The organism is Aeromonas sp. DNRA1 (assembly GCF_963888745.1).
GTDB lineage: Bacteria > Pseudomonadota > Gammaproteobacteria > Enterobacterales > Aeromonadaceae > Aeromonas > Aeromonas hydrophila.
The window spans coordinates 101,072-117,542 of sequence record NZ_CAWPKQ010000001.1; the positions used below are offsets into that span (position 1 = coordinate 101,072).

Here is a 16,471-nt window from a genome sequence, read left to right on the forward strand (position 1 = left end):
TTGTTGTTTGCTGGTGTTCTTCAGGCCAGCTCGGCGCGCAGCGCCTTGGTGGCATCGACCATCACCTTGAGGGCGGCCTCGGTCTCTTCCCAGCCGCGGGTCTTGAGGCCGCAATCCGGGTTGACCCACAGCCGCTCGGCCGGGATCTGCTTGGCCGCCTTGCGCAGCAGGCCTTCAATCCAGCTCTGGCTCGGCACGTTTGGCGAGTGGATGTCGTAGACGCCAGGCCCGATTTCGTTGGGGTAGTTGAAGCGCTCGAACGCTTCGAGCAGCTGCATCTGGCTGCGGCTGGTCTCGATGGTGATCACGTCCGCATCCAGCGCCGCCACCGCCTCGATGATGAGGTTGAAGTCGCTGTAACACATGTGGGTGTGGATCTGGGTGCTGTCCGCCACCGGGCTTGCGCTCAGACGGAAGGCCCGCACCGCCCAGTCCAGATACGCCTGGTGATCCTGCTTGCGCAGGGGCAGACCTTCACGGATCGCCGGCTCGTCGATCTGGATGATCTTGATGCCGGCAGCTTCCAGATCTGCCACCTCGTCGCGAATAGCCAGGCCGATCTGCAGGGCGGACTGCTCGCGGCTCACGTCTTCGCGCGGGAAGGACCAGCAGAGGATGGTCACCGGGCCGGTCAACATGCCCTTGACCGGCTTGTCGGTCAGGCTCTGGGCAAACTTCGTCCACTCAAGGGTCATGGGGGTGGGTCGGTCGATGTCACGGGTGATCACCGGCGGCTTGACGCAGCGCGAGCCATAGCTCTGTACCCAGCCGAAGCGGGTGATGGCAAAGCCGTCCAGCAGCTCACCGAAATACTCCACCATGTCGTTGCGCTCGGCCTCGCCGTGCACCAGCACGTCCAGCCCGATGGCCTCCTGGCGCTCGATAGCATCCTTGATCTGGGCCTGAATGCCCGCCTCGTAGGCACTGTCGTCGATGCGACCGGCCCGCCAATCCTGGCGCAGCACTCGAATTTCCGAGGTCTGCGGGAAGGAGCCGATGGTGGTGGTCGGCAACAGCGGCAGCTTGAGATCCGAGCGCTGTGCCTCGGCCCGCACCGGGTAGGCGCTGTGGCGATCGAAATCGCTGTTGGTCAGGCTGGCGAGCCGTGACTGCACCGCCTTCTTGTGGACCCGACTGTCGGACTCCCGATCCACGATGGGCTGGCTGTAGGCATTGATCTTGTCCAGCTCCCCGCCATTGAGATGGTCAGCCAGCAGCCCCAGTTCGTAGCATTTTTGCAGGGCGAAGGCGAACCAGCTGCGGGTCTGGGCATCCAGTTCCAATTCGAGGGTCAAGTCCACCGGGCTGTGCAGTAAGGAGCAGGAGGAGGCCACCCAGAGCCGCTCGCCGAGCTTGGCTTTCAGTGCTTTCAGGGTCGGTACCAGCTTGGCCAGGTTGGCACGCCAGACGTTGCGACCGTTGATGACCCCGGCCGAGATGACCCACTGGGCCGGCAGGTGCGGGACTAGCGTCTCCAGCTGCTCGGGCGCCGCCACCAGATCCAGGTGCAGGCCATCCACCTTCAGGCTGGTGATGATGTCGCGCTGATGGGCAACAGTGCCGAAATAGGTGGTGAGCAGCAGCTTGCAGGGGCCGGCCAGACGCTCGTAAGCGTTGAGATAGGCGAGACGCCACTCGTCCGGCAAGTCCAGCGCCAGCGCCGGCTCGTCGATCTGCACCCACTCCACCCCCTGGGCAGCCAGTTTCGCCAGGATCTCCTGATAGACGATGAGCAGACGGTCGAGCAGTTCGAGCCGGGAGAAGCCGCTCTCTTTCTCCTTGCCAAGCCACAGGTAGGAGACAGGGCCCAGCAGCACCGCCTTGACCGGCAGCCCCAGCGCCTTGGCCTCTTCCACTTCGTCAAACAGCTGGCTCCAGCCCAGTTTGAAGCGCTGGTCACGGCTGAACTCGGGCACCAGGTAGTGATAGTTGGTGTTGAACCACTTGGTCATCTCGGCGGCGGCCGCGGCCGGGCCGGTCGGCGCACGACCACGGGCGACCCGGAACAGGGTATCGAGATCGGTATCGCCATGACGGTGGCGGGCGGGGATGGCATCCACCAGCAGGCTGGTGCCGAGCACCTGATCGTACCAGGCGAAGTCACCCACCGGCAGCAGGGTCACACCAGCCTGTTGCTGGGCCTGCCAGTGACGCTCACGCAGGCTCTTGCCGGTGGCGATGAGTTCGGCCTGGCTGGTCTCGCCGCGCCAGTAGGATTCGAGGGCAAATTTCAGCTCGCGCTTGGCGCCGATACGGGGAAAGCCCAGGGTGTGTGCGCAGGTCATAGGTTCCATTCCTTATGCTCATTCATCTGATGGTGAACTGGATGATTTGGCCATCCAGATGTTTACACATCCAAAATGACAAGATAAGGTGGCGTTGGCTATTGAATCCTTTTCAACTGGCTCTCAAGAAATTCTCAAGGCGGGCGCCAAGCCGCCGCCCAGGCACAACAAGGAGGGATACCATGGCGGTGTCAAGCAACCCGGGGATCGACATCAAGCACCTGAAAACGGTGAGCGCGCTGGCCGAGCAGGGCTCGCTGGCCGGTGCGGCGCTGACCCTCAACCTCACTCAGTCCGCCCTCTCCCACCAGCTCAAGGAGCTGGAGACCCGCCTCAATCTGGAGCTCTATCTGCGCAAGAGCCGCCCCCTGGTGCTGACTGCGGCCGGCAACCAGCTGCTGGGGCTGGCCCGCCAGGTGCTGCCGGCGCTGGCACAGACCGAAAAACAGCTGCAGGCCCTGCACAGCGGCGACGCCGGTCGCCTCCACCTGGCGCTCGATTGCCACAGCTGCATCCAGTGGCTGCTGCCGCTGTTGCCCGATTTTCGCCGCCAGTGGCCGGGGGTGGATCTGGAGGTGGAGTCGGTACCGGGCTTTGATGCCATCAGCGCCCTGCTCGGCGGCCAGCTCGACTTGCTGCTCACTTCGGATGTGCAGGCGCGCGGCGATCTCCACTTCGAGCCGCTGTTCGCCTTCGAGCTGGTGCTGGTGATGGCGCCGGACCACCCCCTCTGTGGGCAGCAGACCATCAAGCCTGAGGATCTGCGCCCCGAGGTGCTGCTGGTCTACCCGGTGGAGCGGGCGCGGATGGACGTGTTCAGCCGCTTCCTGCAGCCAGCCGGTATTGAGCCCGCCCGTTGCAAGCCGGTGGACAACACCTCCGTGATGCTGCAGATGGCCGCCGCCGGCCTTGGCGTCGCCGCCCTGCCGCGCTGGGCTTGCGAGGAGTTCGTGCGGCAGGGGCTGCTCGAGGCGCGCCCGCTCGCCGAGGGGGTGCGCCGCCACATGTATGGTGCCGTGCGCGCCGCCGACCGGGATCAAGCCTGTTTGCAGAGCCTGTTCGAGCGCATTCGCAGCAAGATGGGCGACCTAAAAGCTCAGTAAAAAGCCGTCTTAAGGCGGCTTGTCATCACGCAGGGCTTCGCTATTCAAGCACCCTCTTCACAGCTCGCCGCCCCCCGCCGCCGCGGGCAGTTGGCGCAGAGCTCACCATCGCGGCGCTTGTAGTGCAGGCAGCAGCGCTGGCGCACATAACCGACCAAGCCGGCCGCTGGCGGCCAGGGCGCCAGCTGCCAGCCCGTCAGGTGCTCGGCCGGCAGGCCGCAGGCGGCAAGCCAGTGCGGTGCATGGGCCGCCACCTCGGCGGGGCTTATCTCGTCAAAGAACGCCGGTACCCGCACCAGCGCCGCCAGCAGATCGTCCGCCAAGAGCGGACGCACGAAGCCCGGCCGCAGCCGCTGCACCTGCCCGAGCGCTGCGAACAGCGCCTGCCAATGGGCCTGCAGTCGCTCGCCCGCCGTCTTGATCAAGAGTTCCAGCTCCCCCTTGATCATGGGCTCGGCCGGCAGGGTAAAGCCCGATACCAGCCCATCCTGATAGCCCTGGCCCAGCCTCTCCAGCGCCGGCACGGCCCGCAGCCGATAGACGGCCACCATGGCCAGATAGATGGATTGCCAGCAGAGCATGCCCCAGCTGCGGGTGAGCCAGTAGGCGGGACCCGCCTCCGGATGGGCCAGCCGCCAATACTCGTGCAGCGCGGCCGCCACCTCGGCCGACGTGGCCTGCTTGGTCGCCGTCAACAGCGCCGCAGCCTCGCCGGCAGCCACCAGCCGCCCCTTGAGGGAAGGGATAAGCCCGGCGGCGGCCGCGAACAGGGCGCCGTGATCCGCCAGCGCCTGCAGATCCGGCTCGCGCCGCGCCCCCGGGCTGCGGGCACGACGGCCGGCGCCGCTCATGGGGTGTGAGAGTCCCGGGCGCGGCCCGGGACGCAGGGTCAGAATACGTATTTGAGTCGCGCCTCCACGCTGCGCTCTGCCCCGAACCAGCAGTTGTTCTGGTCGTAGCAGGAGTAGTAGGTCTTGTTGAACAGATTGCTGGCACTGAGTGACACCGCCACCCCTTGCAGGCGCTGGCTGAGTTGGGCCAGATCGTAGGAGGCAGCCATGTCCATCAGCAGGTAATCCGGCACCGTATCGGTGTTGGCGGCATCAAGCTGGGCCTCCCCCACATAGCGCAGACCGGCCCCCAGGCGCACTCCTTCCAGCGGGCCGGCCGGCAGGTAGTTGCTCCACAGCGAAGCCATTTGCTTGGGCACCCAGACCGGAGTCTTGCCCTGCAGGCTGGTAGTGTCGCGGGTGATCTCCATCTCCTGACGGGTATAGCTCAGCGCCAGATCCCAGCGGCTGGTGAGATCGAGTCGCCCCTCCAGCTCGACCCCCTTGGAGACCATCTCGCCGGTCTGCAACTTGGGCCCGTAGACGTTGTCCGGATCCGTCACCAGGGCATTTTGCTTGGTGATGTGGAACGCCGAGAGTGTGGCGGTTTTGCTCATGTCCTCGGAGAGGAACTTGAGCCCCCCCTCCCACTGCCGGCCGGTGGCCGGTTTGAACGCCTGGCCCTGCTTGTCCGCTCCCGCCACCGGTTCGAAACTTTCGGCATAGCTCACATAGGGCGAGAGGCCGTGATCCAGCTCGTAGAGGGCACCGAGGCGCAGCGAGAGGTTGTCCTGATCAATCTGGGCCAGGGTGTTGCTCGCCGCCCCCTGATAGAGGGTCCGGCTGTCGGTGTCCATCCGGTAGCGGTCGTAGCGGGCGCCGCCGATGGCCACCAGCCGATCGAGGCGCATCTGATCCTGCAGGTAGAGGCCGCTCTGGTACTGGCGGATGGTTCGGTTGTCCTGATAGTTGAAGACCAGGTCTGCCGGCACTATCTGCTGGTGATTCGGGTTGAAGATGTCGATGGCGGGGGCGGCATAGTCGAGGGTATCCCGGTAGAGAATGCGCGCATCCAGATACTGGTAATCCACCCCCAGCAGCAGGTTGTGCTGGGCTTTGCCGGTCTGCACCTTGCCCGCCAGCTGGTTGTCGATGACAAAGCCGCGGGACTCTTCATCGGTCAGGTAGGCGTTGCGGGCCAGGGTGCGGTGGTCGGCCGCCAGCGCCGCGTTGTAGGTGTTCTGCTGATTGGCCGAGGCATCCATGTAGCGGGCGTTTTGCAGCAGCTGCCAGTTGGCGTTGAAGTCGTGGCTCAGCTTGTAGCCGAGCAGGGTCACCTCCCGGCTGTAGTGGTTCCAGTTTTCATCGCCAAGGAAGGTATCGCTGCCCAGCTGGCCCAGCGGGTTGGACTTGACCGAGCCGCTGGCCGGCACCGTGGTGTAGATGCCGGCCAGCGGGTCTTTCTGGTAATAGAGGTTGAGGTTCAGCAGAGTGCGGTCACTCAACTGCCAGTCGAGAGAGGGCGCCAGCACGTAGCGCTCCTCCTCTGAGGTCACCGCCTGGCCCTCTTTCTGGCGGGCCAGCCCCACCAGCCGATAGGCAAACTGATCGTTGAGGGCACCGGTGCTGTCGAGGGTCAGCTCCTTGAGGGTGCCCGTCCCGCTCGCCACGCTGACGCTGTGCCTGCTCTCCCGCTGGGGGCGCTTGGCGATGAGGTTGACCATGCCGCCGGGGGGCATGCTGCCGTAGAGCACGGAGGTGGGCCCCTTGAATACTTCCAGCTGCTCGATGGCCACCGGATCGATCTGGGGCTGCAGGTTCCAGTCGTTGTACTGCAGCAGCAGGCCGTCGTAGAAGTTCTGGTAGTTGTCAAAGCCGCGGATGTTGAACAGATCCAGCCGGTTGACCGCCCCGCCCCGCAGCTCGGTGTTGACGCCGGGCACGTAGCGCAGCGCCTCGCTCACCGAGCTGACGCCGCGCTGTTCCAGGGTGTCACCCTCCACCACCGAAATGGCCTGGGGCGTCTCCAGGGGGTCGAGCCGGGTCTTGGTCGCGGTGTTGCGATAGGTCTCGCCGAGCACGGTCAGGGTCTCGTCGACCCGGGTCTGTGTCGGGCGCTCGGCAGCAGCTGCCTGCACAGGGCCAGCCAACAGGGCGGAGATAGTCGCGGCGACCAGGGTCAAAGGGGGGTGAGTGGCGTACATCTGATCCTCGAATGCAATGAGTGAATAGTAACAAATCTCATTTGCATTTTATTGGGTCATTTTGCCCTTGAATTAACAATTTGGGGCATGTTGGCGCTGAAGAGGGAGAAAATGCGGCCAGTTTGGCCCCATCCGGCAACCTCAACTGACGGCAGCAACGCAGGCGATGTCGAATGGATAGCAAAGCCTGGCGCAGCAAAAAGGGAAAGAGGGATAGCAGCGCCCGGCATCCGCCAGGCAAGGGAATAACCCTGTCAGAGAGGGGCGACGGGCAACCAATACTCCATGCGGGCATCCGGCTGGTTGCCGTCAAAATCGGGGGCGTAACGCTCCAGCTCGAAGCCGTCCAGCCCGCGATAACCGGAGCTCGGCAGCCAGTGCAGGATAAACCAGTTGAGGGTCTGCCCCAGCTGGCTGACCGGGCCCACGTGACTTAGCACCGCGTAGGTCTGGGCCGGCACCGGGAGATGCGCCAGACCGGCAGGCAAGCTGGTCCCCTCCTCCATCACGCAGCCCGCCCAGTAGGGGAGCGACTCGCCGGCGCCAGAAACATCCACCACCCCCACCCGCTCCTGCCCGGGTGGCAAACCGCCCGCCGTGCGCAGGGCGCGCCAGATGGCGGGCACCGTCTGTTGAAAGTCGGGAGCGGCGGCAAACAGCCCGCGGATCTGCCCCTTCACCCCTTGCAGGATAAAACCCGGCTGGCTCTCAATTCGCACCTGTACCAGCCTGGCAGGCGTGGGCTGCGGCAGGGTAGCCCGCACCAGGGGGGTACGCAGCCCCAGCCGCAGGCCGCGCTTGCGATAGGCCAGCGGCGAGCAGCCGAACTGCTGCTTGAAGGCGCGGCTGAAGCTCACCTCTGAGCCAAAACCGTAACAGAGCGCCAGATCCAGCACCCGCTGGCGGCCAGAGAGCAGCGCCTCTGCCGCCTGGCTCAGCTTGAGCTCGCGCACATAGTGGGCCACCGTCAGCCCCGTCTCATGGAGGAACACCCGCTGCAGCTGCCAGCGCGACCAGCAGCTCTGCTCCGCCAGCTCGGCCAGCACCAGCGGCTGATCCAGATTGGCGTGGATGTAGTCGAGCACCCGCTCGATGCGGGTCAGCTGGCTATGCGGCTGGGGCACGGCGCCCGGAATGGTGGACAAGATGGTCATGACGAGATCGGATCTGGGCTGTCGGCAAGGCGCTACGCGCAAGGGCCCCATTAAACATGGCCGCGACCTTGGCGGCAAGCGCTGGCCGCTGCGCTCACCCCGGTCCCCTTGCCTAGGGCCTTGCCAGCCCCTTAGGCCAGCGCGTCAAGCCAGCTTGGCAGACTGTCACAAAAGTGACGCGTTTGCCTGTCAGATTGTTTGAAAACAAATATATCAATTACCTCAAAAAGCCCATAAAGTCCTCGTTCGAATCTTTTATGCAGGGAGAGCCAAGATGAAGAAAGTTGCCTTGATCACCGGAGCCCGTGGCGGCATCGGATCCGCCATCACCACCGCCTTGCTGGCCCAGGGGTATCGCATCATCGCCACCCACTCCAGCGCCAACGGGGCGGCGGCGCACGACTGGTACGGGGAGCAGGGTTTTCGGCCGGATCAGGTACGGCTGCTGGCGCTGGACGTCGCCGACACCGCCATGTGCCGCGACACTCTGGGCCGATTGCTGCAGGATGAAGGGCGGGTGGATGTGCTGGTCAACAATGCCGGCATCACCCGGGACGGGGCCTTCAAGCGGATGACTCCGGAGCAGTGGTTCGAGGTGATCCACACCAACCTGTGCAGCCTCTACAACGTGACCCAGCCGCTGTTTGACGCCATGTGCGAACAGCGCGATGCCCGCATCATCAACATCTCCTCGGTCAATGGCCAGAAGGGGCAGTTCGGCCAGGTCAACTACTCGGCGGCCAAGGCTGGCATGCTGGGCTTCACCAAGGCGCTGGCGGCGGAAGGAGCCCGCTTCGGGGTGACGGTCAACGCCATCGCCCCCGGCTACACCGCCACCCCCATGGTGGAGGCGATCCGCACCGACATCCTCGACAGCATCAAGGCCGACATCCCCATGCGCCGGCTGGCCAAGCCCGAAGAGATCGCCGCCGCCGTGGTGTTTCTTGCCAGCGAGGCGGGTGCCTATATCACCGGTGAGACCCTGGCCATCAACGGCGGCCTCTACATGAAGTGAGGCCGGGCCTGGTCTCACCGGCATTGCATCGACAGAGGGCAGCCCGCGGGCTGCCCTCTTTGTTTGATCCTTGTTTGCTCTTTGTTTGCTCCGGCCAACCGGAACGGCCTTCTTCCTTGCCCGGGCTACGGACGTGTCGCCGCGGCCCCCACCGGTTCGGCGAAGTGGCTGCGCAGGGCGGCGATCACCCGGCGCACCTTCTCCGGGATCTCCCGCTGCGGGGTAATGGCGTGGATCTCCATGGGTGGCACCCGAAAGCCCGGCAGCAGTTCCAGCAGGCGGCCCGAGGCGAGATCTTCGGCGATCTCCCCCTCCGGCTGCAGCGACACCCCCTGCCCCGCCAGGGTGAACTGGCGCAGCGGCAGCACGTTGTTGCAGACCACCCGCGGCTTGGGCTTGACCCTGTGCCCCTGCCCCTTCTCGTCGAAGAAGGTCAGCCCGCCGCTCAGCATATCGGCGGCCAGCCAGTCGTGATCCAGCAGCGCCTCCGGGCTGCGCGGGGTGCCCTTGCGCGCCAGGTAGGCGGGCGAGGCGCACAGCAACATCCGGGTCTGGCCCAGCTTGCGCGCCACCAGAGTGGAGTCCGAGAGCGTGCCGACCCGCAGCGCCACGTCGATGCGCTCGGCGATGAGATCCCGCTTCTCGTCGTCGGCGATGATCTGGATGCACAGGCCGGGATGGGCCTGCAGCAGCGGCGAGAGCGCCCGCGCCAGCGGCTGGCCGGCCATCCCCACCGGCGCGGTGATCCGCACCTCCCCCAGCAGGCTGTCACGCACTTCCGAGAGGCGCAGCTCGGTCTGGTTGAGGGTCTGCTGCAAAGACTGGCACCCCTGCCACACCACCTCCCCCGCCTCGGTCAGGTTGAGGCGGCGGGTGGAGCGGTGCAGCAGGGTGAGGCCGAGCAGGCTCTCCAGCTGGCTGATATGCTGACTGACGGCGGAAGGTGTCATGCCGAGAGCCTTGGCGGCGCCGGTCATGCTGCCCGCCTCGACCACGGCGGCGAAGATGGCGTAACGCTTGAGCTGTTCCATTATTAAATCCAGCTTATAAGTGAATGCAATTTACAACGGATTATTAAATCACATTCGGGGGCGTAGGATAGCCCCATTCCAACAGTGAAGGAGAATCTCCCATGAAAATTGCCCTGATCGGTGCCAGCGGTTTTGTCGGTACAGCCATCCTCAATGAAGCCGTCAGCCGCGGCCATCACGTCACCGCCATCGTGCGTGACGTGAGCAAGGTCGCCGCTCACCCGCAGGTCACCGCCGTGGCGGTGGATGCCCAGGACAGCCAGGCGCTGGCCAAGGTGCTCAAGGGGCACAATCGGGTGATCAGCGCCTACAACCCGGGCTGGACTGCCCCGGACATCTACGACCAGTACCTCAAGGGGGCCAGCGCCATCGTGGCCGCCGCCGTCGCGGCCAACAGCTGGCTGCTGGTGGTCGGTGGTGCCGGCAGTCTGGAAATTGCCCCGGGCGTGCAACTGGTGGATACCCCGGAATTCCCGGCCGAGTGGAAACAGGGGGCCCTGGCCGCCCGCGACGGCCTCACCGCCCTGCGCCGTGAAACCACCCTCGACTGGCGTTTCGTCTCCCCGCCCGTGTTCCTGGAACCCGGCGAGAAGCGCGGCGGCTACCGGCTCGGTGCCGATCAGGTGCTGTTCAGCGGTGAACAACCGGCCGGGATCACGGTTGGCGATCTGGCCGACGGCGTGCTCAACGAAGCGGAAAAACCAGCCCACCTGCGCCAGCGCTTTACCCTGGGTTACTGAGCCTGAGCCAGGCACCACACCGGGCAGCAACACCCGTCACACAAAGGGAGGCATCAGCCTCCCTTTTTGCATCTCTGTATTTGGGCATCTCTGTGCTGGCAGCGATGCTCGCCTCTTTTTTGGCTCAAGTCGCGCTCACATTGCGCTCAAGCCGGTACATGCCGGGTCAGGCCAACATGGGTGCCAAGTGCGCCGGTATATTGCCATTATCACCGCTCAATCGGCAGCCACCCGGATGGGTGGCGAATTCTATTTCGATTTTTGTATATAACTAAGAATAATTTGTTGTTTCCGTCTTATAACTCCGAACAGTAGCATCTCCCTCAATCCAAATGGCGCCATCCCTTGCAACAGGGCGTTGGCCGGTTAATCGGTCAGGGCGTCGTCGTTTTCATGTCAGGTGTGCGGGTAACATCCCGCCCCTGGCCAGTGAGGAGGTGCACATGGAACATTCACCACTGCCGATCATCGATCTCGCCGCGCTCGACGGCGCCCCCGAGACTCGTCGCCAGATGTTGGCCACCCTTGGCCGGGCGGCCCGCGAGGTGGGCTTTTTCTATCTGATCGGCCATGGTCTGAGCGAGCAAGAACAGCAGGAAACCCTGGCGCTGGCGGCCCGCTTCTTCGCACTGCCACAGCAGGAGAAGCTGGCGGTACAGATGGTGCATTCCCCCCACTTTCGTGGTTACAACCAGGTGGGGGCCGAGCTCACCCGGGCGCGGCCGGATCTGCGCGAGCAGTTCGACATCATGAATGAAGAGGCCGCCCTCGATGCCGCCAGCCTTCAGCATCCCTGGCAGCGGCTCATCGGCCCCAACCAGTGGCCCACCGCCCTGCCCGGTATGCAGGCGCAGCTGCTGGCGTGGCAAGATAGGTTGAGCACCATCACCCTCACCCTGCTGGCCGCCTTCGCCGAGGTGCTGGAGCAGCCGGCCGGGGTGTTTGACGACAGTATTCGCGGGGCGCCCCATCAGCACATGAAGCTGATCCACTACCCGGGGCAAGCCGAAGGGGGCAGCGGTCAGGGGGTAGGTGCCCACAAGGATCCCGGCTACCTGACCCTGGTGATGCAGGACCATCACTCCGGGCTTGAGGTGGAGACGGCCGACGGCTGGATCTCTGCGCCGCCCCTGCCGGGCGCCCTGGTGGTCAACATCGGCGAGCTGCTGGAGCTCGCCTCCAACGGCTACCTCAAGGCCACCCTGCACCGGGTGCAGAGCCCGCCGCCCGGGGTATCGCGCCTCTCCTGCGCCTTCTTCATGGCGGCGCGGCTGGATGCGACCGTGCCGCTGCTCAGCCTCTCCCCCGCGCTGGCGGCGCAGGCACAGGGGCCCGAGAGCGACCCGACCAACCCGCTCTTTAATCAGGTGGGGGAGAACGTACTCAAAGGGAGGCTGCGCTCCCACCCGGATGTGGCGGCCCGCCACTATGGCGTCGACCTTGCGTCCGCCAATGCGCAGACAAGCAGCGAACAGATGGCAAAGCGCGATCGGCGCGAACCACAACCCGCCTGAGGCTGCCATACCTAATAGACGAGGGGCGCCACGGCGCCCTTCAGATGACACAAGCAGTTGGGCCACAGCCTGGCAATGACGGAGCAATACAATGAAATTCAAAACCATGAGCGTGCACAGCGGCCAGCGGATCGATCCCCAGACCGGCGCCCTCACCACCCCGCTCTATCAGAGCAGCACCTTCAGCTACTTCAACGCCCAGGCGGGCAAGGATCGCTTCGCCGGTCAGGCTCCCGGCTTCATCTACAGCCGCTTTGGCAATCCCACCACCGCCGAACTGGAGCAGAAGCTGGCGGCACTGGAAGGGGCCGACGAAGCGCTGGTAGTGGCGAGCGGCATGGCGGCGGTGAGCGCCATCATGTATGCCCTGGCCGACAGCGGCGATGAAGTGGCCTATATCGGCCCGCTCTACGGCGGCACCGATGCGTTTCTCAAGCAGACCTTCAGCCGCGCCGGCATCAAGGTCAGCGCGTATGAGAGCGATCAGGATCTGCTGGCCAACATCCGCCCCGCCACCAAGGTGGTACTGTTCGAAACCCTGACCAACCCCACCCTCAAGGTGGTGGATCCGCGGGTGGTAGTGGAAGCGGCACGCAAGGTGGGCGCCATTACGGTGTGTGACAACACCTTCCTCACCCCCTACCTGCTGCGCCCGCTGGAGCTTGGCATCGACATCGTCATGCACAGCGGCACCAAGTACCTGGGCGGCCACGGCGACATCATCGCCGGGGTGGTAGCGGGCTCTCACGCGCTGATGAAGTCGATTCGCACCGTGGCCCTCAAGCACATCGGTTCCCCCATCGGTCCGCAGGAGGCCTACCTGCTGCAGCGCGGGGTCAAGACCCTGCCCCTGCGCATGGATGCCCACCTGCACAATGCGCAAAAAGTGGCCGAGTTCCTGGCTGATCACCCGGCGGTGAAAAAGGTGATCTACCCGGGCCTTGCCAACCATCCGGGCCACGATGCCCTCGGCGCCTTCGCCAGCGGCTTTGGCGGCATGGTGAGCATCGAGCTGGAAGGCGGGTTTGAGCGCTGTGCCACCCTGCTCGACAACCTGCAGCTGTTTGTGCAGGCGGTGAGTCTGGGCGATCTCGAGAGTCTCGCCTGCCATCCGGCCAGCACCACTCACGCCGCCATGGACGAGGCGAGCCGCCTCGCCGCCGGGGTCAATGATGATCTCATCCGGTTCAGCATCGGGGTGGAAGACGCCGACGATCTGATTGCCGATCTGGCCGCCGCCCTGGCTCTGATCTGACCGTTCACCTTTTTAAGCGCAAAAAAACAGCCCGCCCCCTGCCAGGGGGCGGGCTGTTTTGCTTGCGGCCGTTGCCCAATAGGGGCAAACCCCCTTAAGGCGTGGCAGAAAGGCGCTGCACCGGCCAGCCCAACGCGGCCAGCTCGGGAGCCAGCGTCTTGGCATCTCCCACCACCAGGATCACCATGTCGTCGGGATCGAGCCAGCGGCGGGCCAGCTCACGCAGGGTAAAGGGAGAGAGCCGGCTCACCTGCTGCACCCGCTGCTCCACATAATCCTCTGGCCACCCCTTGAGCAAGATGGGCAGCATGTACTCCATCTCATTTGGCAGCGTTTCGTAATCGAGCGCCTGACCATTAAGCACCCGATCCCGCAGGGTGCGCACCTCCAGCCTGGTCGGCCCCAGCCGCTGATACTTGTCGAGTTCCTGCAGGATCTGCCGCAGGGCCGCCCCGGTCACGCTGCTGCGCACGCTGCTTTGCAGCATGAAGTGGCCAGCATCGGCGTTGCCGTCGAAGGCGGCGTCGATAAAGTAGGTGTAACCCAACTCCTCGCGCAGCCGGATGTGCAGCCGCTCGGCGAGGGACACATTCATCAGCCGGGTCAGGTAGTGCTCGCCGAAGGCATCTTCCGCCATGGCGCGCCGCCCCACCCGGATCTGGCTGAGCGCCGCCCCGGGATTGTCCAGCAGATAGATGGCCCGTTTGGCCTGCTGACCGCGCCAATCCAGAGAGTGCAGGGCCGCTGGCTGACCTGCTGGCTCGACCAGAAACCCGAGGGCCTTCATCACCCGCTCCTGAGCCAGATCTCCGCTCACCACCACTTGGGCTTTCCCGCTGCGATAGACCGACTGATAAAAATTGCGCACATCGTCCAGGGTCAGCGCGCGCACACTGGCCAGCAGATCCGGCCGCTTGTTCCCCTCAAGCAGGGCGCCGAACTGCCAGTCCGCCTGCCACTCGGGATCGCGAGCAAGCTGCTGCAGCCACTGGCTGTAATCAAATCGGCTGCGCTCAAAATCGGCCAGGCGCATGGCGGGCTGCTGCACCAATTCCCGCACAAGTGCCAGCGTCTCGTCAAAATGGGAGGTGAGCCCCTGGATCTCGATGTAGCTGCGCCCCTCCCCATGATTGAAGCGAATATTGGCCCCCAGCTGACGCGCCCGCTCCTCGATGCTGGCCGCCTGCAACTGCTCGCTGCCAAGGGAGAGCATGGCATCGGCCAAGGTGGCGACCCCCCCCTTGCCCTCCGGCTCGGCACGCTCACCGCCCGGCCAGTTGATGCTCATGGCAAAGGCCGGCACCTCATCGCTGTAGTGACCGAGCAGGGAGATCCGCTCACCCAGCTTGGCCTGCCACAATGTCGGCATGGGTACCGGCAAGGCGCCACCACTGGCCGGCTCCTGGTGTCGGTCCAGGGTCTCCTTGATGACATGAGGAGTCAGAGGCGGGGTCGGCCGGGCCAGAGGCAAGGGGGGCGGCTCGACAAAGTTGGGGCTGCCCGCCTGCCATTCAGGGTGCTCGGCCGGCACCAGGCTCAGCACCACCCTGGGCTTGTTCAGCACATAGCGCGTCAATACCCGTTGCAGATCGGCCGGTGTCACCCGGGCGATGCGCTTGAGGTTGCGGTACTGAAAGTTGGGGTCATCAAACAGGGTGTGGCCGGTGGCCAGCTGCTCCACCTTGCCAGCCACGCTGTCCAGCGGCCAGATCCGCTGAGCCCGCTGGGCATTGACCGAGTGGGCCAGTTGCTCGCGGGAGACACCCTCGCTGGCGAGCTGGCCGACGATCCGATCGATCTCCGCCTTGATGGGACCCAGCTCGCCCCCTTTGGCCAGATTGGGCACCGCCTCAATCACCAGCATGCAGGCCAGCACGCCGCACTCCTGCCTGGCTGTCACCGAGACCAGCCGGCCGCTTTGCTGCAGTTGTCGCTGCAACAGGCCGCTGGCGGAGCCCCCCAGCTGATCCGCCAGCAGATCGAGGGCCTCGAAGTCGGGCTCGCGGGCGGAGACGGTCGGATAGGCCAGCACCAGCATGGGCTCGCTGACCCGATCGACCAGAGTGCGATAACGGCTCTTTTTCAGCGCCACCGGGCGCACTACCGGCCGAGTCTGGGCCGGTGATGGAGGCAGGGCGGCAAAATAGCGCTCGACCCAAGCCAGGGTCTGGGCCGGCTGAATATCGCCACCGATCACCAGGGTGGCGTTATTGGGCCCATACCAGCGCAGGAAGAACTGGCGCACGTCCTCCAGGGTGAGGCGATCCAGGTCAGCCACCCGACCAAACGGCGTGTTGAAATAGGGGTGATTGGGGGGGTAGAGAGTGCGATTGAGCACCTCCAGCACCCTGCCATACGGAGCTGCATCTACTAGGGTGGCACGCTCGTTCTTGGCAATATCGCGCTTGGCCTCCAATTTCTGCTGGAAGAGGGTATCGAGCAGAAACCCCATGCGATCCGCTTCCAGCCAGAGCACCTTCTCCAGCTGATTGGCTGGCAGCGTCTGGTAATAGCGGGTCTGATCCCGGGAGGTCAGGCCATTGATGTTGCGCCCACCCACCTGTTGCAGCAGCCGGATGTAGCCCTCCTCCCCCACGTGGGCCGAGCCCTGAAACATCATGTGCTCGAACAGATGAGCGAGCCCGGACTGGCCTTGGGCCTCTTCCGGCAACCCCGCCCGATAGTGGACCGCCACGTGCACCAGAGGATCGGAGTGATCCTGAGTCAGGATCACCGTCAGGCCATTGTCGAGCCGATATTGCTGATAGGGCACGATCAGCGGATCAGCCACTTTTTTCTGCTCCTTGACCAGCACAGGGCCAGCCAAGGCCAAGACACTGAAGAAATAGAACAAGCTCCACACGATTCTCATGTTATTTCCCAATTTTCAAACCTGAACATTATTATTGGCGGCCACTGCGCGTCGTCCATATCCAGCGCGCAACAACGAAAAAATGGCGACTGCACCCTGCAGACACCTCACTTTATTGATGACATGAATAATATTATTGCCAGCAGCAAAGTCGGCCCCGAGTAGGCCAATGGGGCTATCAAAGGCTGGCAGCCTGCAACCCGGCCGTGGTCGCCAGTGTAATCAATCATACCCAAGAGGGATATCAGCAACAGACATGCTTTTGTAACAAGGTATATATCTGGCCCATCAGTCAGCGCTGTTGAATAGCCTGAACGGCGCTATTTAACCTTGCTGGTTAACAGTGCCGGAAAATATCGTCGACCTGACGTTGCGCCCGCTGCTGGGAAATAAGTCTGCCGTTACTGAGTCACGCAAAAATAAGCCAGGCGATTAGTCAATATTGATGCCATTAATAACAAGCTGATG

The 16,471-nt window shown here is 64.2% G+C and carries 11 protein-coding genes; 5 read left to right on the forward strand and 6 right to left on the reverse strand.

The annotated features are described in order from the left end of the window. Nucleotides 1-20: 20 nt before the first annotated feature. Complete coding sequence (gene metE, locus AACQ43_RS00450) at nucleotides 21-2,285, reverse strand: 5-methyltetrahydropteroyltriglutamate--homocysteine S-methyltransferase (RefSeq protein WP_168965364.1); 2,265 nt, start codon at nucleotides 2,283-2,285, stop codon at nucleotides 21-23. Between the two features lie 182 nt (nucleotides 2,286-2,467). On the opposite strand from metE, the gene AACQ43_RS00455 reads away from it, so the two are divergent. Beyond that, the gene (locus AACQ43_RS00455) at nucleotides 2,468-3,388 is read left to right on the forward strand and encodes a LysR substrate-binding domain-containing protein (protein ID WP_024945393.1); all 921 of its coding nucleotides are present in this window, start codon (nucleotides 2,468-2,470) and stop codon (nucleotides 3,386-3,388) included. 44 nt (nucleotides 3,389-3,432) lie between these two features. Here AACQ43_RS00455 and AACQ43_RS00460 read toward each other — a convergent pair whose 3' ends face one another. From AACQ43_RS00460 to AACQ43_RS00470, 3 genes are all read right to left on the reverse strand, one after another. After that, a complete protein-coding gene (locus tag AACQ43_RS00460; RefSeq protein ID WP_168965366.1) occupies nucleotides 3,433-4,239 on the reverse strand; it encodes a siderophore ferric iron reductase in 807 nt (268 codons plus the stop codon). A 38-nt stretch (nucleotides 4,240-4,277) separates the two neighbouring features. Continuing rightward, nucleotides 4,278-6,422, reverse strand: coding sequence for a TonB-dependent siderophore receptor (locus AACQ43_RS00465; RefSeq protein ID WP_168965368.1), 2,145 nt, complete (start codon nucleotides 6,420-6,422; stop codon nucleotides 4,278-4,280). Nucleotides 6,423-6,676: 254 nt separating this feature from the next. Beyond that, on the reverse strand, nucleotides 6,677-7,654 hold the full coding sequence (locus AACQ43_RS00470) for an AraC family transcriptional regulator (protein ID WP_211162433.1): 978 nt from the start codon (nucleotides 7,652-7,654) through the stop codon (nucleotides 6,677-6,679). 196 nt (nucleotides 7,655-7,850) lie between these two features. On the opposite strand from AACQ43_RS00470, the gene AACQ43_RS00475 reads away from it, so the two are divergent. Further along, the gene (locus AACQ43_RS00475) at nucleotides 7,851-8,591 is read left to right on the forward strand and encodes an SDR family oxidoreductase (RefSeq protein ID WP_016350525.1); all 741 of its coding nucleotides are present in this window, start codon (nucleotides 7,851-7,853) and stop codon (nucleotides 8,589-8,591) included. Between the two features lie 125 nt (nucleotides 8,592-8,716). Here AACQ43_RS00475 and AACQ43_RS00480 read toward each other — a convergent pair whose 3' ends face one another. Beyond that, on the reverse strand, nucleotides 8,717-9,622 hold the full coding sequence (locus tag AACQ43_RS00480) for a LysR family transcriptional regulator (protein ID WP_005300262.1): 906 nt from the start codon (nucleotides 9,620-9,622) through the stop codon (nucleotides 8,717-8,719). A 101-nt stretch (nucleotides 9,623-9,723) separates the two neighbouring features. Here AACQ43_RS00480 and AACQ43_RS00485 point away from each other — a divergent pair, with 101 nt between their 5' ends. The 3 genes from AACQ43_RS00485 (at nucleotide 9,724) to AACQ43_RS00495 (ending at nucleotide 13,131) form a co-directional block, all read left to right on the forward strand. After that, nucleotides 9,724-10,362 carry an NAD(P)-dependent oxidoreductase gene (locus tag AACQ43_RS00485; RefSeq protein ID WP_168965372.1) on the forward strand — a complete coding sequence of 213 codons (639 nt, stop codon included), beginning with the start codon at nucleotides 9,724-9,726 and terminating at the stop codon, nucleotides 10,360-10,362. 443 nt (nucleotides 10,363-10,805) lie between these two features. Further along, nucleotides 10,806-11,876, forward strand: coding sequence for an isopenicillin N synthase family dioxygenase (locus tag AACQ43_RS00490; RefSeq protein WP_168965374.1), 1,071 nt, complete (start codon nucleotides 10,806-10,808; stop codon nucleotides 11,874-11,876). 91 nt (nucleotides 11,877-11,967) lie between these two features. Further along, on the forward strand, nucleotides 11,968-13,131 hold the full coding sequence (locus AACQ43_RS00495) for a trans-sulfuration enzyme family protein (RefSeq protein ID WP_168965376.1): 1,164 nt from the start codon (nucleotides 11,968-11,970) through the stop codon (nucleotides 13,129-13,131). A gap of 94 nt (nucleotides 13,132-13,225) precedes the next feature. Here AACQ43_RS00495 and AACQ43_RS00500 read toward each other — a convergent pair whose 3' ends face one another. After that, on the reverse strand, nucleotides 13,226-16,003 hold the full coding sequence (locus AACQ43_RS00500; RefSeq protein ID WP_168965378.1) for a M16 family metallopeptidase: 2,778 nt from the start codon (nucleotides 16,001-16,003) through the stop codon (nucleotides 13,226-13,228). Between the last annotated feature and the right edge of the window lie 468 nt (nucleotides 16,004-16,471).

What these genes read in the sequence shown, in the direction of transcription:
- metE (WP_168965364.1), bottom strand. Translation starts at nt 2,285, where the DNA reads ATGACCTGCGCACACACCCTGGGCTTTCCCCGTATCGGCGCCAAGCGC.
- AACQ43_RS00455 (WP_024945393.1), top strand. Translation starts at nt 2,468, where the DNA reads ATGGCGGTGTCAAGCAACCCGGGGATCGACATCAAGCACCTGAAAACG.
- AACQ43_RS00460 (WP_168965366.1), bottom strand. Translation starts at nt 4,239, where the DNA reads ATGAGCGGCGCCGGCCGTCGTGCCCGCAGCCCGGGGGCGCGGCGCGAG.
- AACQ43_RS00465 (WP_168965368.1), bottom strand. Translation starts at nt 6,422, where the DNA reads ATGTACGCCACTCACCCCCCTTTGACCCTGGTCGCCGCGACTATCTCC.
- AACQ43_RS00475 (WP_016350525.1), top strand. Translation starts at nt 7,851, where the DNA reads ATGAAGAAAGTTGCCTTGATCACCGGAGCCCGTGGCGGCATCGGATCC.
- AACQ43_RS00480 (WP_005300262.1), bottom strand. Translation starts at nt 9,622, where the DNA reads ATGGAACAGCTCAAGCGTTACGCCATCTTCGCCGCCGTGGTCGAGGCG.
- AACQ43_RS00485 (WP_168965372.1), top strand. Translation starts at nt 9,724, where the DNA reads ATGAAAATTGCCCTGATCGGTGCCAGCGGTTTTGTCGGTACAGCCATC.
- AACQ43_RS00490 (WP_168965374.1), top strand. Translation starts at nt 10,806, where the DNA reads ATGGAACATTCACCACTGCCGATCATCGATCTCGCCGCGCTCGACGGC.
- AACQ43_RS00495 (WP_168965376.1), top strand. Translation starts at nt 11,968, where the DNA reads ATGAAATTCAAAACCATGAGCGTGCACAGCGGCCAGCGGATCGATCCC.
- AACQ43_RS00500 (WP_168965378.1), bottom strand. Translation starts at nt 16,003, where the DNA reads ATGAGAATCGTGTGGAGCTTGTTCTATTTCTTCAGTGTCTTGGCCTTG.